This is a genomic window from Streptococcaceae bacterium ESL0687 (assembly GCA_029392475.1).
In the GTDB taxonomy this organism is placed as follows: domain Bacteria; phylum Bacillota; class Bacilli; order Lactobacillales; family Streptococcaceae; genus Floricoccus.
Genome location: CP113940.1, coordinates 1395182 through 1411020, shown reverse-complemented (window position 1 = coordinate 1411020; position 15839 = coordinate 1395182). Strand labels below are relative to the sequence as shown.

Sequence of the window (15839 nt, the reverse complement as noted above, 5' to 3'; positions counted from 1 at the left end):
ATCTTAATTAGTAGGCCAATCTTTTAAACTAGCCCAAATAAAATATTAGCAGTTTTTTTTAATAAATCTGTTATAATGAGAACATCATTTTAAGGAGCAAATTATGCAGGTAAATAAAGGTGTCAATCTCAATATAATCAAGGAAAAGAAATTTAAAACCATAAATATAGCCATTCGTTTTAAGGCTGATTTTAAGGCTCAAATTTTAGCCAACAGGATTTTAATTTCAAACCTTTGGGAGACCAGCAATAAAAATCTTACAAGTAACCGAGATCTTGATTTAAAGCTTTCAGACATGTACGGTGCTACTTTTTCGACAAGGGTAGCCAAAAAAGGTAAAAAGCACCTTTTAACCATTAATTTATCCCTTGTTAACCCGGCCCTGGTTAATGACAATAATCTTTTGGAAGAAGCCCTTAATTTCTTAAAAGATGTTATCTTTAATCCTCTTGTAAGTGAAAGTGGCGGTTTAATGTCCTTTGACCGGGAAACCTATGCCCGAGAGCAAAAAAATCTAATAAAATACTTAGAAGCAAGTGTTGAGGACAGGTCATACTATGCCAGCCAAAGGCTAACTAGTCTTTATTTTACAGATGAGAACATGAAACTTCCTAGCAGTGCTACAGCAGAGCTTGTCAGAGAAGAAGACCGATTTACTACTTATAACTATTATCAAAAGATGCTTAAAGAAGACTTGGTCGATATTTTTGTCTTAGGAAATTTTGATGATCAGACTGAGGATTTTCTCAAGGAATCTTTCAAAAAATTTGGCTTTACAGACCGTTTGGATTATGTAGACGTAAGGAGTGAAGCTCAGACTTATTTTTATAAACAAGAGCTTAATCAAGTAGAAGTTTACGAGGAAGATAAGCCAGCTAATCAGTCAATTATTGAGTTTGCTTATAACCTTCCTGTTTATTTTGGGGATAGCCTTTACATGGCCCTTCTTGTCTATAATGGTCTTTTGGGAGCTTTTGCCCATTCCAAATTATTTATGAATGTGAGGGAAAAAGAAGGTCTTGCCTACTATGCGTCAAGCTCTATTGATTCATACAGGGGATTTTTAAGGATTAAGGCAGGGATTGAGGCTTCTAAAAAGGATAGGGTCATTTTCCTTGTGGATCAAGAGGTTGAAGCCATGAGGCTTGGTGATTTTAGCCAGGATGACCTTGAGCAGACTAAAAAAATGCTTGAAACCTCATACAAGTTGGCTCAAGATTCTGCTGGAAACTTGATAGAACAGGCCTTTATTCGAGGTGAATTTCCAGGTCTTTATAAGAATCAGGAAATCTGGCTTAAGGATCTGTGGTCGGTTACTAGAGAAGACGTTATGAAAGTTGCAGAACTTGTAAGCCTGCAAACCATTTATTTCTTGAAGGGAGATGATTTAGATGCTCAAGAAGATTAACTACCAGGCAGTAGAAGAAGGCTTATACCAGGAAGACCTAGAAAATGGCCTAAGGGTTTATTATTTACCTCAACCTCTTTACAATAAAACCTATGCCCTTTTTACAAGCAAATTTGGATCCCTTGATACATCATTTGTTCCCTATAATCAGGAAGCTTCAAAAACTTACCCGGAAGGGATTGCCCATTTTTTGGAGCACAAATTATTTGAAAAGGAATCAGGGGATGTTTTCCAAGATTTTTCAAAACTTGGAGCTGCCAGTAATGCCTTTACAAGCTTTGAGCGGACCAGCTACCTTTTTTCAACAAGTGAAGAGGTCTATGCTAGCCTAGAAGTCCTTTTGGACTTTGTTCAAGAACCTTATTTCACAGAAGAAGGGGTTACGAGTGAACAGGGGATTATTGGTCAAGAGATTCAAATGTATCAAGATGACCCTGACTGGCGTCTTTACTTTGGCCTGCTGCAAAGCTTGTATCCGGAGTCTCCTCTGGCTGCAGATATTGCTGGTAGTCCTAAAAGTATAAGTGAAATCACAGTAACAGACCTTTATGAGAACTATGAGAGTTTCTACCAGCCGGGGAATATGAATCTTTTTATTACAGGTCCCTTTGAAATTAACCAGATGGCTGATTTTGTTAGAAAGAACCAGGACACAAAGAATTTTCCTAAGACTCAAAAGATTAAGCGGGATAAATTTCAAGCAGCAGATTCTATAGCTTATAGGGAGATTGAGATGGATCTTGTAAATAGTAAATTTGCCCTAGGATTTAGGGGGAAAGACTCTCTACCTAGTGAGGGTGCTGAACTTCTAAGCTATAGAATGTCTAATTTCTTCCTATTTACCATGCTTTTTGGCTCAACCAGTAAGAGATATGAAAGGTTATATAATGAGGGTCTAATTGATGACTCCTTTGACTATAACTTTGAACTTCATGAGCGCTTTCATATGGCAAGTATCACTTGTGACAGCGAAGATCCCAAGTTCTTAGAGGAGGAATTTACTGCGGCCCTAAATAATTTTGAACTTGATCCAGATTTTACAGAAGAGCATCTTAAGCTGATTAAAAAAGATTATTTGGGTAATTATTTTAAAAGTATGAACTCCCTTGAGTTTATTGCTAGCCAGTTTGCTTCTAATATTTATGAGGATTTGAACTTCTTTGATTATCCGGCTATTTTGGAAAAAATTAACTTGGACCTTGTAAGGGAGAATGGGAGAAAATTCATTTCCTCAATGGAAAAAAGTGTCTTTTGTATCAAGGCAAGTCCTGTGGACTAGATATTTTGACCTTTAAAAATTATGAAAATAATTGTATACTTGTAACAACTGATTAAGAAAAAAAGATTATGAAAGGAGGTAGTATGAAAGCTAAAACTGCAGGAGAATTCCTTGCCTACAAGCGCCAGGAAAAAGGTTGGACCATTGATGAAGCTGTAGAGACGACAAGGATTAAGAAAAAATATATCCTGGCTCTTGAAGCCGATGATTACAGCGTTATTCCTGGAAGCTTTTATGTTCGTGCTTATATTAAGCAGTATTCAGACCGTTTAGGAATTGATTACGGTCCACTAATTAACTACTATGAAAGTGGTCAAAAAATCGGGGAGGAAGAATCCTTAGATTCATATACAGATGACTTTAAGGCCAGCCTAGCTGATTTTGAGCTCGGAGAACGTGAGCAAGAAAGGGAAAGAAGAGGTTTTCTTGAGGGAGTAAAGGCGCGTTTACCTTTGATTTTACTCTCAGGAGCAGCCCTTTTAATCCTTGTAGGTGTCTTTTTGGTCGTTTTCCTAAATCGTCCCAAAACTTTAATTTCTACTGATGAAAAAATCAGTCAAACAAGTAGCCAGACAAGTCAATCAAGCCAGGCAAGTGCCCAGTCCTCTGAAAGTAAGGAAGTAACATCTTCTAGTTCAGAAAGTCAGTCAACTAGTAAAGATAAAGAAGTTGAAAAGACTGAAAAAATTAAGGTTTCAGGGTCAGGCGCTAGCCTTTCAGCTGAAATAACAGGGGCAACAAGTCCTCTTACTATTGAGTTATCAGTAGCTGACGGGGTTACCTCATGGATTTCTGTGACCAATTCAGATTTAGCCAGCGGTCTTGTACTAAGCCCTGACAATAAATCTACTCAGACCAAGTTAGTTGATAAGGCAGCAAATAGTCTTATAACTTTAGGAGTTGTCCAAGGAGTAACCATTAAGATTAATGGACAAACGCTTGATTTGTCAGCCCTTACGGCTACAACTGGAACAATAACCCTAAAAATTACCTACCAAAATTAAGAAAGTGAGCTCCCTTTATGGAGATGAATCTACCCAATAAATTAACCCTACTGCGAATTATCTTAATTCCAGTATTCATCCTTATTTTATCCCTACCAGGATCTGTCGTAGTCTTTGGTATTTCCCTAACCCATCTTTTAGCTGCAATAATTTTTACCTTTGCAAGTGTTACAGACTGGCTTGATGGGTATATTGCCAGACGAGATAACTTAGTCACTAACTTCGGAAAATTTGCTGATCCTTTAGCTGATAAGATGCTTGTTATGTCAGCCTTTATCATGCTAGTAGCTCTTGGTTTTGCACCAGCCTGGGTGGTAGCGATTATTATCTGTCGTGAACTAGCTGTAACAGGTCTTCGCTTACTACTGGTTGAAAACGGGGGAGCGGTTTTAGCTGCGGCCATGCCTGGAAAAATAAAAACAACAACCCAGATGCTTGCCATTATCTTCCTGCTTTTAGGAATGAAGACCCTAGGAAATATTACCTTATATATCTGTCTCTTCTTTACCATTTACTCAGGATATGACTACTTTGCCAAAAATACTCAAGTCTTTAAGGACGTAAAATAGATAGCCCAGCTATCTATTTTTTTTGTTTCAAAATTAATCAAAAGGCTCAGGCAATAACAAGATATTCCAGCTTTAAAGCATAACTTTAAATTAGATTTTTAATTTTTTATATGTTAACATTGTACATATATTAGTGAATACAAAATCAATAATTATTAAATAAATTAACTTATAATTATATAATTTGATATATTATATTCCTTATTTTTTAATTTAATCTAGATTTAAGCGATTTCATTATAATAACGGGGTTTATGATGTGATATATTTTAATTTTTATTATTAATAATTAGTTATTATTTTTTCTATCTTAGTGAATATTTTTCTTTAATATATTATATTTGTTGCATAAAAAAATATTTTAGGGGCTAAGATTGAGAATTTAATGAACGGGGGTAAATGGGTTTGAAAAGTAATTTTTTTAAGGGAAAATTTTTCCTACTAGCTGTTATAATTTTAAGTTTGTCCTTGACCATTAATGGTTTTGCCCTGGGAAGTTCAGGTGTGTCTTCAAGTAACTCAGGTTCAGTTACAGATTCTTCGGATAGTTCCGCAGACCTATCTTCAATAGGTAGTAGTCTACTTCCATCTAGTTCATCTTTTATTTCTAATTCAAGTTCTATAAATTCTGAAAGTCTGAATTCTAATGAGGTAAGTGATTCTGCATCAGATGAGGTTAATGAAGTGGAAGTAAGTGAGGAGGCAGGAGAGCCAAATGCTCAATCATCGACCATGATGTCAACAAGGGCCAGTATTACAGTAACCACTCAAACTCAATTACAATCTGCCCTAGCTAATACATCATATGATACCATCTATCTTGGTGCCAATATAGATCTTGGAACTACGTCCAATCCGGTAAATCATAGTGTTATTATTGATGGGGATAATGGTTCTGGTGGACGCTATACTATCACCTATGCAGGTGATAGTAATTCTGGTATTGGGATTTGTTACGGAGCAAATGGGATAACCATTCACTATAGGAATGTTAATTTCGGTTTCCCGGGTACCCCTGTAACCAGTCATAGCACAACAAATGCTAGTAACAACTACGGGATTGCTCCTCCTAATGGTATGTCAAATAAGACTTTGATTGTTGAAAATGTTGGCTATTATTCAGGATATGGAGCCCAACCCTTCTACCTTCCAGGGGCATCAGAGACTATAACCTTTAAAGGAACTAATACCTTTGTCATGGGTGGTGGATCATATTCACAGGAATTTGCTGAAGGATCGAATTTTATTTTTGATGCTGGTAGCACAACCACCATTACTGATGGTAATACAAACAATTTAGGTTTTATTTGGCCTCAGAATAATCCTTTAAATTTTCAAGTGGGAGCAGGTGCGACCGTCAATATTTCAACTACGCATGATTTTATTTATTCAGATTTAAATACACTTCATAATGTCTCCATTGGAGCTGGAGGGACCTTATCAATAACACAGGCTAATACTGTTAGTTCAGGAAAACTTATATATCAAACTGGTAAAAATTTAAATATTGACGCAGGAGTTGGATCGACTCTCTATATACAAACACCTATAAAATCAGTATTTACAAACTTTACTTTAAGTCAGGCAGTAAATTCAGAGGCTGCAATTGTTTCAAAATCAGATGATGCCTTAAATGCATCTACTATGGCTACCTTCAATATTAATGAAGCTTCTAAGCTAACTCTCCAGGGAACAACCACAAGTGTGGCAGGGACTAATGCAACATTTAATTTTGGGAGTTTTAATAATGGAACATTAGGATACGATGTATCTATAAATGGTGTATCCCAACCTATAGTAACTCAGACTAATAATGATTACTGGAGTGTTGCGGGAAGTTCATTTTCAAGGCCCAATTCGGACTTTACCACGACTGTTAGGAACCAACTTAATAATGCCCAAAAAATTGTTTTTGAAAGAAAAACCAAGGCTGTCATATCCTTTGAAAATGAAGCAGGGCATTTGCAAGAGCCAGGGACTGCATCCGTTGGAACTTATTTTGCCGACCACTTGTACTGGCAGGATAATGGTTCTAACAGAAACTTAATCTTTAAAATTTTTATTGCAGGTACTGAGACCCAGGTTGGATCAGACTTTTCGGTTACGACAGATGGAGATTCAGCTTTTGAATCTAAAACTTATACGATTGCACCTATGTATTTTGAAGAATTTGGTGCTAATTATAATTTTGAGATTAGAGCCTACAAGGAAACGGCAAATGGTTACCAGTATGAGGAAACGACAACAAGTGAGCGTTTATTACTTAATTTAACAACATCTGACTTTGTTGTTACCCTAACCACTGCCCCAACAGCTCTTACTTGGAGCAATCGAACTATTTCAGAAACTAAGGGTATTTTAACAAGAGACACTAATAATCCCATGACCCTTGAGGTTTTGGATAAAAATGAAAATGCTCACCACTGGGTTGTAAAGGCTCTTGTATCAGGAACAGATGATTATTCTTTGGTTTGGAAGGCAGATTCATCTACAGACCCTGTCGATTTACATTATCAGACAGTATTTACCAACTATGATGTCAGCCGGGACGGTGATGACATTTACAGTAAGACTTGGGATGAAAATACGGGTGTCTTGGTTAATAGTTCTGATTACTTAACTATTGGAAGTCACAGTAATATTACCATAACTTGGACCTTAGCCATTACGCCATAATCATAATAAAAGAAGCAGGACAGTTTTTAGTAACTGCTTCCTGCTTTTTATTATTTAATATGTATTAGCATATATTAGAAAGTATATTGATAGGATTATTAATTTGAAACATAAGTTTTTAAGGCAATTATTTTTTACATTTTTATTTTTAATTTTTTACCTGCCTGTGACTATTATGGCTTATGGGCAGGAGTCAACTAATTCCGCATGGAAGAATTCATCAAGCTATGACGTTCTCAGTCAAAATTCAAGTAGTGAGGAATTAGATTTGCCATCATCAAGTATTAGCGTTTCAGGTGCAGATTCTTCGACTATTATGGTAGGTGATAGTTCAAATGATCAAGAAATCCTAGGAGAAGTCGTAGGAGTAAGTAATGTAGAAGCATCAACCATGGCAGATGCAAGAATTAGCTATTCGGTTGGAAACATAGTAGATCTTACCCTGGCTCTTACCTTGCCAACAGTTGATACCATTAACCTAACAAGTGATCTTGACTTAGGGATTTTAGGCTTTGCTGTTACAAGAGATATTACTATAAACGGCGACAAAAATGATGGGATGGGTGGAAGGTATACTATTACTTATGGTAATCCACTTGGGACTAATAATTCCACTACTAGAGGAATATACTATGGTGCAAGCAATATAACCATTACTTACAAGAATGTAAATTTTGGTTTTGAGTCAGCTCTTGGATCAAATAATAAGACTAATGCTAGTAATTATTACGGGATAGCTCCTCCAGGAATTTTAACGAGCGGAAAAAAATTAGTCCTTGAAAATGTTGGTTACTATTCAGATTATGGGGCAGAACCTCTTTTCCTTAATGGAGCAAATGAAACAATAACATTTAAAGGAACCAACACTTTTATTATGAAGGGTGGAACTGATTCTGAGGAATTCGCAGAATGTGCTAACTTTATATTTGAGGCAGGAAGTACGACAACTGTTACTGATAGTAATACAGATCAAACAGGATTTATCTATGCTGCTAATGGGTCTCTTAATATGCAGATTGGAGCAGGGGCAAGTTTTAATGTAACCTCCAATCATGATTTCCTTTATACCTCAGGTGCTAATCCAACAATAAGTATAGGAGATGGGGGAAGTTTAAATTATATCAAGACTACCGCTAAAAGTACTGGAAAGTTTATTTCACAGACCGATAAAAATCTGACTGTTGGATTAGGAATTGGATCTAAGTTTGATATACAAACTCAGTCAGTCAATCAGTTTGCTAATTTAACAATAAATCAGGCAAGAGATTCTGAAGTAGTCATTAATTCTGCTGTGGGAGATGCTCTGAATGCCAGTACGATGGCTACCTTTAATATTGATAATGCCTCTAGACTTACTCTTCAAGGAACAACAAATAGTGTGGTTGGTAATAATGCTAAATTTAATTTTTCAACCTATTCAAATGGGAGACAGGTTATGATGTTTTTACTAATGCATCATCTAATCCACTTTTAACTCAAACTAATACTTATGGTTGGACTGTTGCAAGTGGAGCCTATACTAGGGCCACTAGTGATTTTTCTTTAGGTGAAAAATCAGCCTTAGTTGCAGCCACTAAGTTGATCCTTGAAAGAAAAACGCCAACCACCTTATCCTGGGCTGATGGAAGTGTTGTTTCCAGCAATTCTGAGACCATATCTCAAGGTAATTTTGAGGACAACTTTTATTGGACAGATCCTGGGACTGATAGGAATTTGGTCTTTAGGATTTTTGACTCATCTAATAACCAAGTAGGGTCAGATTTTACAGGTGCTAAAACTAATGGCGGTACGGGTTATAATTCCTTTACCTATTATATTCTTGAAGCCAATCTAGCAGCTGGACATACCTATACCTTCACCATTAGGGTCTATAAGGCTACCGCAGGTGGTGCCCTAATAGAAGAAACTTCAAGTCCGCCTTTGACGATAGCTATAACGGTTACTAATCCGACTGTAACCCTTATATCTACCCCAAGTAATCTTTCCTGGACCAACCGGACAATTACTGAAACTAAAGGAGTTCTTGAAAGAGATCTAGGTAATGATATGACCATAAGTGTCAAAGATACTCGCACAATCCCGCAAAATTGGGTTTTAAGAACTTTTGTTGAGGGAACGGAAGATTTTTCTCTTGTTTGGAAGGCAAATTCTGGAAGTTCCCTAGAACCTTTAGACACTCATATTGTATTTACAAATGGGGATGTAAGCCGTGATGGTAATAACCTTTATACTAAAACCTGGACCAAAGATGTTGGCATCTTGCTAGACAGTAGTAACTATATGAATATTGGGGATTATAACAATCTATCCATTGTTTGGATTTTAGCAGTAACCCCGTAAATGCACTTATAAATTTACCGAGGACTTAGGTCCTCTTTTTTATTTGTGAAAAAATAACTTTATAAAAAAATACTTGTTAAATATTTAGGCCCTTTTTTAGAAATTGCACAAAAAAAATTGAATACTATAAAAGAAGTTCACAATTATTTTTTATTGACTTACCCTGTAAATTCGGTATATAATCGTTTTCATGTAAATGAATAAAACGTTTTCGAAAACTCATGAATTTAAATTCTATTTGCTTACATATTTTTGAAAAATTAGATCTTAATTTAATTATTATATTTGAAAGTATGGATTTTATGGAAAGAGAATCAAAGAAGACCAGGTGGGGTCTTTACAAAAAACACACTATCTTACTGTCCTATTTGTCTTTATTGATAACATTTTTAAGTAATTTAGGAACTGTTCATGCTGATGATATTTCACCGTCTTCTACTAGTAATGAAAGTTCTAAAATAAATCAGGTGGCCCCTAGTTCGTCACAATCAAGTGAGGTAAAGGGAAGTTCTAGTAAAATTTCCTCATCTGAGTCTGTAAAGTCTGATGGCTCAGATGATTCCGCTTCTTCTGAGCCCAGTGATATAAGCCCTAGATTGTCAGTTAGCACCATGGATGTGGGAACACAAACTACTGCTTCTGTAGCAAACACAAACGATTTAACCAATGCCTTAAATGACTCTTCGGTGGATACCATTTACTTGACTGCTGATTTAGCACTTGGTAATGGTCAGTTTGCAGTTAACCGGAATATTACCATTGAAGGTAATAATCACACAATTACCTATGGCGGCACTATGAGTGACACGCGGGGGATTTACTTTAACCAAGATAATATAACCATCCATTTTAAAAATATATTTTTTGGAAGGGCTAGTGACCTTGGCAAAAATTTATCAACCAATGCTGGTAACTACTACGGCTTTAGCCCAGGTAGGAACCTATCAGGGAATAATTCAAGTAGGACCTTGATTATTGAAAATGTTACCTATAATTCAGACCGGGGTGCTCAACCTTTTTATCTGAAAGGAAAGAACGACAAAATTATCTTCAAGGGTAACAATGTTTTCAACATGTTAGGAGAAAGTGACGGTAATTCTCAGGAATTTGCGGAGGCTTCAAATTTTGTTTTTGAAGACAACAGTACAACGACTGTAACAGATAAGAACCAAGGGGCCAGTGGTTTTATCTGGTCAGATAATGCAGCTCCAAGTATCACTGTGGGAGACAATGCAAATTTTATCGTCACAACATCAAGGCATGACTTTATCTATGCCGGAGGCGGTGTTCCCGTAATAAAGATTGGTAATAATGGAACCATATCCTTTAACCAAAATACAAGCGATACAAGGGGAAGTGGGAAAATTATTTACCAAACCCTTTCGCCATCAATTACTCTAGGAGAAGGGGCTAACTTAGATCTTCACTCTCGTTATACCAGTACCTTTACTGATATAACAGTAAATATGCCTAAGAATTCTAGTGCTGTTTTTGCTGCAGCATCTGGAGATTCCATGAAAATTTCAGGGACAGGGAACTTTAATATCAGTGATGCAGCAAGACTTTTGATTGAGGGAACAAGCGGTAATCCTATTACAGGTAAATCAAATATTAATTTTAATTCATTTGGGACTAATACTTTAGGATATGATTCCTACATTAACGTTCCCCCAAGTAACTCTTATGCTAATTTCCTTACTCAAACCCAGCCTGGAACTTGGTCTGGTAATTCATCTGACAATGGTAGTAATGTAACTTTTTCAAGGACAGGAGATCCGAACTTTACAAATTCCCAGCTGATTAGTTTGCAAAATACAACCTTCATGTCTTTTACAAGACAAACCCCGGTCAGCCTTTCGTGGACCAGTGATGGAAGTGATACATCAGCAAAAGCAGTGCCTCTTACCACATCTACAGATAATGCGGCTGATTATACGGATACTGTTTACTGGAATGACCCGGGACGTTTTAACAATCTTATTTTTAAACTATATGACAGTGATGGAGTAAGTCAAATTGGATCAGATTTGGCCAATATAGCCTCAACACCTGGGCATAATGATTATACTGGCATCCAATTTACTATTCCTTCTTCTTACCTCCCAGTTAAAAGTGTTAATAAAAGCTTTTATATCAAGGCCTTTAAGAAAAATTTAGATGGTAGTCAAACACTCATGAAAACTCTACCTCTCAATATAACAGTTGACGGAAGGGTATCCCTTAAAAATATGCCGTCAAATCTATCCTGGACTAATAGGACTATCGCTCAAACCAAGGGTATTCTTGCTAGAGATGGTGGTAATACTATGTCTTTTGAAGTTAAGGATACAAGGATAAATCCAACCCCTTGGATGCTTACTGCACATGTTGCTGGAACTGCGCCCTTTAGTTTGGTTTGGAAGGATGCTGCAGGAGACGTGCCTGTTAATTTAGAAGATGTCTCAGTTTTTACTAAGGATACAGTTGGTATAGGAACAAGTACTGATGCCAACGGTAGTGTTACCTACAGTAAGTCCTGGGCTGAAAATTCTGGAGTTCTTTTAAAAAGTGATGACTATTTGACTATCGGCAGCCACAATGGTCTTACTATTTCTTGGAATCTGGTTGCTGCTCCTTAAAGTAAGTTAACTAGTTAACTATTTTTGTGAAAAAAAAACAAAAAAATAAATCGAAAGTGTAGCTTTTTAGAAAAAGGTGTGGTATTATTACCGCATAATAAAAGAATCTTTATATCTAATTAAAAACTAATGATACAGTGGTTTAATTAACTAATAAAAGTTTTACAATCCTTCGGTAGTGTTTTAATTAATAAAGAATAAAGTTAATGTTTTATTAAATATTAATTGTTGGGCGGTTTGGGGTAGTTTTCTTAGGAGTACTATGTAATGTAAGCCCTTACTAGTCTACATGATAGAAATTGGAGGGAGGGGCGAATTGAGATATACAGTTTTTTTAAAAGGAGCTTTGCTTCTGTCTTGCCTGTCCGCTGGAATTTTAAGGAGTAATTCAGCTTATTCAGAAGATATAAGTTCAGATATTTCAAGTAGCTCAAGTTCAACCACTTCGAGTTCAGCAAGCTCTGTACAGTCGTCAGTTTCATCGGAATCAAGTGGAAGTTTATCCATTCTGAGTGAGGCTATTTCAAACTCTGCGAGTTCATCCTCATCTGCTGAAATCTTATCAACTGAGACACCTAGTCTAAAAGCATTTGCAGCAGTATCAACCATGGATGCTTCATCTACAGCTTATGTGGGATCGACAAGTGATTTGACTTCTGCATTAGCCAATTCAGCAATCGATACCATTATCCTAACGGCGAACATAGCCTTAGGAACAGGTAGCTTCAATGTCACTAAGAATATTACGATTGATGGTCAAGGTCTCTATACTATAACTTATGGGGGAGGGAGTCAGACACAAGGTATTAATTTTAGAGCCAGTAACATCACCATTCACTATAAGAATGTGACCTTTGGTTTTGCTAGTGCGATAGGATCCCATAGTCCTAGTAATGCTGGTAATTATTACGGTATTGCTCCCACGACTGACGGTAGGACAAATCTTACATTAATCGTGGAGAATGTTACCTATAACTCTGACTATGGTGGACAGCCTTTTTACCTAACAGGTTCATCTAACAAGATAGTTTTTTCAGGAACTAATGTCTTTAATATGATGGGAGGTTCCTACTCTCAAGAATTTGCTGAGGCTTGTAACTTTGTTTTCACTGATAACAGTAGTACGACAGTCTATGACAATAATACTGAGGCAGATGGTTTCTTCTGGTCAGCAGCAACTGCAACAACTGTAACAATCGGGGATAATGCAAGCCTTGTTGTTCCGGTGTCCCACCATGATTTTATCTACAGTGGGGGTGGAACGCCAACCATAACTATCGGGAAAAACGGGACTCTATCTTTCAAACAGGCAACACCACTTGAAAGTACAGGACAGATTATCACTCAAACGGGTATGTCACCTATCATTACTTTAGGTGAAGGGGCTAATCTTGATCTTCATTCGATAAATACTAGTTATTTTGTCAATTTGACGATGAATATGCCGACGAATTCCAGTGCTGTCTTTTCATCAGCTAATAATGATTCAATGATTATAAGCGGAACGGCTAATTTTAATATCAATGATGCAGCGAGACTTTTGATTGAAGGGGGAGCGACTTCTGGTAAAAATAATCCAATTACTGGGGCTGCTAATATAAATTTTAATACTTTTGGGGCCAATACCCTGGGATATGATTCTTACATTAACGCACCTCCAAGTAATGCTTACACTTATTTTCTACCTCAGACACAACCTGGTACCTGGTCTCAGAATCTTAATTCTTCAAATGTCGGAACTATTACTAGAACTGGAGATGCCAATTTTACAACAGCGCAGGTAACAAGTCTCAAAAATTCTACCTTTATGTCCTTTACTAGGCAAACGCCGGTTACTCTTTCTTGGGCGAGTGACGGAAGTGATATTTCTACAAAAGCGATTTCTCTGTCAACGGCTACCGATAATGCAGCAGACTATACGGGAACCTTCTACTGGAATGATCCCGGAAGGTTCAATAATTTGATGTTTAGATTGACGGATAGTGCTGGTAATCAAATAGGGTCAGATTTGGCTGATGTTATTACAGATGGATTGTCTACTTACAATAGTTTGAGTTTTACGATTCCATCTTCGTATCTTCCAGTTAAGTCTGTTAATAAAGTCTTTTACCTTAAAGCCTTCAAGCAGTCGTTAGATGGCACAGAAACTTTGAAACAAACCTTAACTATGAATGTAACAGTTGACGGCATGATAACCCTCACTGGTGTTCCTTCAGGTCTTTCATGGACGGGTAGACAGATGACTGATACCAAAGGTGTTCTTGTAAGAGACAGTGGTAATACCATGGCTCTTACTACTAAGGATACTAGAATCAACCAGACTGGTTGGGAGGTTACGGCTGAAACCAGTGGTAGCGCACCTTTTAGTCTAGTTTGGAAGGAAGATACTAGTGCTACACCGGTTGATATAGATGGTGAGCCCTTGTTTACCAATTCTACCAGCGGTGCAAGCACAAGTACAGATGCCAATGGAAGTATTACCTCTACTAAGTCCTGGGCAGAAAATGAGGGTATCCAGCTTAAAAGTGATGATTACCTGACTATTGGTGATCATAATGGGATGACCATCTTGTGGAGTGTAGTTGATGCCCCTTAACTTGTGATTAAGACGAAAAAATAGTGAATTTTTTCAAAAAAATTACAAAAAATTGGAGCAAATGAGTTGATTTTTGAAAAAACACATAGTAATATATTAATAAATAAATATTAATAAAAGATAGTTAACTTAATTATTTATTAATAATTTATTTAACTAATCAAAAACAAATAAAAGTGGTTTACCACTTAGTCGTTCAAGTATATTCATTCCAGTTACTAGAAGTTTACTTATCTGGTCTATGAGTATCTTTACCAAAGGTACTGATAGACCGGATAATTAGACTAGGTGTAATTTTCGGAGACTATAGGACAGCATTCTTGCTAGATTATAGGAGTATACAACTATCGCTACATGGATTTACTTGTAAATCTTAGTACATTATATTTAGGAGGTATTCATAAATGAATGCAAAGAAATTACTAGGACTAGGTCTTGCTAGTGCTGTTCTACTAGGATCTGGAGTTGCTACAGCTTTCGCTGCTGATGTTGACCACGAAGTTCAAACTCAAACAGGTACAACACCCGTTACTGTTCAAGTTAACGATGAGTCTGATCCAGATCCAATCAACCCAGTTACTCCGACAGACCCAACTTCACCAGTTTTACCAGGGCAAACACGTCTAACTCTTAATCACGTTCCTACAGCTTACGATTTCCAAACTACTGTATCGGATGGTCAATATACAGTAAACTCAGGAACAATTGGTAGTGGTACTGCAGGTGATGGATCTGAAGACATCGTAGTATTCAACAGCAAGGTCGGACGTAAATGGAATGTTAAAGCTACTGTGGCTAACGAACAACTCTCTATTACTAAGAGTGGTACTACAACTAACTTCCCAGTAACTTCATTCAAGATTACATCAACTGGTGCAAATGGTAACGGTTCAGCTCAAGAAGTTTCAGCAACTGGTTACCAAGGTGTCGTTGCCCAAGATGTGAACGCAGCGTCAGGCGCTACTCTTGATGCAGAGAACAATACAAGTTCAATGTCAATCCCAGTATCAGCTGTATCAATCGGCTTCACAGATAACACTCACGTTATCAAGGCTGGAGACACAGTAACTGGTACAATTGATTACCAACTTTACATGGTTACAACAGTTTAATATGTCCCAATTAGAAGAAGGAGAATATTCTCCTTCTTTTTTTGTGTGTCAAAGAAGAAATTTGTTTTAAAGTCTTTGATAGATTTGTTATTTAAAGTTACAGACTAAGATAATATAAACTTTTATAAATATATTAAAAATAGTACAATAACTTGTTAAAATAATTTCATAAATACACACCTTTTATTAGCTTTTTATTAATTCTAATGATATTATATCAATATAATAGCTTGTAAA

General features: G+C 36.7%; 11 protein-coding genes. 10 read left to right on the top strand and 1 reads right to left on the bottom strand.

The window, feature by feature from the left end; all coding sequences use genetic code 11:
* Positions 1–103 precede the first annotated feature (103 nt).
* From OZX60_06835 to OZX60_06800, 8 genes are all read left to right on the top strand, one after another.
* Positions 104–1408, top strand: coding sequence for a pitrilysin family protein (locus OZX60_06835; GenBank protein ID WEV45142.1), 1305 nt, complete (start codon positions 104–106; stop codon positions 1406–1408).
* Positions 1392–2687: a pitrilysin family protein gene (locus OZX60_06830; protein WEV45141.1), complete on the top strand. Its 1296-nt coding sequence runs from the start codon at positions 1392–1394 to the stop codon at positions 2685–2687. Before OZX60_06835 ends, OZX60_06830 begins: the two co-directional genes overlap by 17 nt.
* Before the next feature lie 83 nt (positions 2688–2770).
* Positions 2771–3691, top strand: coding sequence for a helix-turn-helix domain-containing protein (locus tag OZX60_06825; protein ID WEV45140.1), 921 nt, complete (start codon positions 2771–2773; stop codon positions 3689–3691).
* Between the two features lie 23 nt (positions 3692–3714).
* Positions 3715–4260 carry a CDP-diacylglycerol--glycerol-3-phosphate 3-phosphatidyltransferase gene (pgsA, locus tag OZX60_06820; GenBank protein ID WEV45899.1) on the top strand — a complete coding sequence of 182 codons (546 nt, stop codon included), beginning with the start codon at positions 3715–3717 and terminating at the stop codon, positions 4258–4260.
* A gap of 405 nt (positions 4261–4665) precedes the next feature.
* On the top strand, positions 4666–6936 hold the full coding sequence (locus tag OZX60_06815) for a hypothetical protein (GenBank protein WEV45139.1): 2271 nt from the start codon (positions 4666–4668) through the stop codon (positions 6934–6936).
* A gap of 175 nt (positions 6937–7111) precedes the next feature.
* Positions 7112–8410, top strand: coding sequence for a hypothetical protein (locus OZX60_06810; protein WEV45138.1), 1299 nt, complete (start codon positions 7112–7114; stop codon positions 8408–8410).
* A gap of 104 nt (positions 8411–8514) precedes the next feature.
* Positions 8515–9276, top strand: a complete 762-nt coding sequence (locus OZX60_06805) for a hypothetical protein (GenBank protein ID WEV45137.1) — start codon at positions 8515–8517, stop codon at positions 9274–9276.
* A gap of 302 nt (positions 9277–9578) precedes the next feature.
* Entirely contained in the window at positions 9579–11894 is a 2316-nt protein-coding gene (locus OZX60_06800; GenBank protein WEV45136.1) for a hypothetical protein, read from the top strand.
* A gap of 393 nt (positions 11895–12287) precedes the next feature.
* On the opposite strand, the gene OZX60_06795 is transcribed toward OZX60_06800, so the two are convergent.
* Positions 12288–12503: a hypothetical protein gene (locus tag OZX60_06795; protein ID WEV45135.1), complete on the bottom strand. Its 216-nt coding sequence runs from the start codon at positions 12501–12503 to the stop codon at positions 12288–12290.
* On the opposite strand from OZX60_06795, the gene OZX60_06790 reads away from it, so the two are divergent.
* Together OZX60_06790 and OZX60_06785 are read left to right on the top strand one after the other, a co-directional pair.
* Positions 12502–14490: a hypothetical protein gene (locus tag OZX60_06790; protein WEV45134.1), complete on the top strand. Its 1989-nt coding sequence runs from the start codon at positions 12502–12504 to the stop codon at positions 14488–14490. The genes OZX60_06795 and OZX60_06790 overlap by 2 nt on opposite strands.
* A 404-nt stretch (positions 14491–14894) precedes the next feature.
* Positions 14895–15602, top strand: coding sequence for a hypothetical protein (locus tag OZX60_06785; GenBank protein ID WEV45133.1), 708 nt, complete (start codon positions 14895–14897; stop codon positions 15600–15602).
* Positions 15603–15839 lie beyond the last annotated feature (237 nt).

Bases quoted from the DNA above. Each gene is read 5' to 3' on its own strand.
- OZX60_06800 (WEV45136.1), top strand. From the start codon at position 9,579: ATGGAAAGAGAATCAAAGAAGACCAGGTGGGGTCTTTACAAAAAACAC.
- OZX60_06830 (WEV45141.1), top strand. From the start codon at position 1,392: ATGCTCAAGAAGATTAACTACCAGGCAGTAGAAGAAGGCTTATACCAG.
- OZX60_06835 (WEV45142.1), top strand. From the start codon at position 104: ATGCAGGTAAATAAAGGTGTCAATCTCAATATAATCAAGGAAAAGAAA.
- OZX60_06785 (WEV45133.1), top strand. From the start codon at position 14,895: ATGAATGCAAAGAAATTACTAGGACTAGGTCTTGCTAGTGCTGTTCTA.
- OZX60_06825 (WEV45140.1), top strand. From the start codon at position 2,771: ATGAAAGCTAAAACTGCAGGAGAATTCCTTGCCTACAAGCGCCAGGAA.
- OZX60_06795 (WEV45135.1), bottom strand. From the start codon at position 12,503: ATGGTTGATACTGCTGCAAATGCTTTTAGACTAGGTGTCTCAGTTGAT.
- OZX60_06790 (WEV45134.1), top strand. From the start codon at position 12,502: ATGGATGCTTCATCTACAGCTTATGTGGGATCGACAAGTGATTTGACT.
- OZX60_06810 (WEV45138.1), top strand. From the start codon at position 7,112: ATGGCTTATGGGCAGGAGTCAACTAATTCCGCATGGAAGAATTCATCA.
- pgsA (WEV45899.1), top strand. From the start codon at position 3,715: ATGAATCTACCCAATAAATTAACCCTACTGCGAATTATCTTAATTCCA.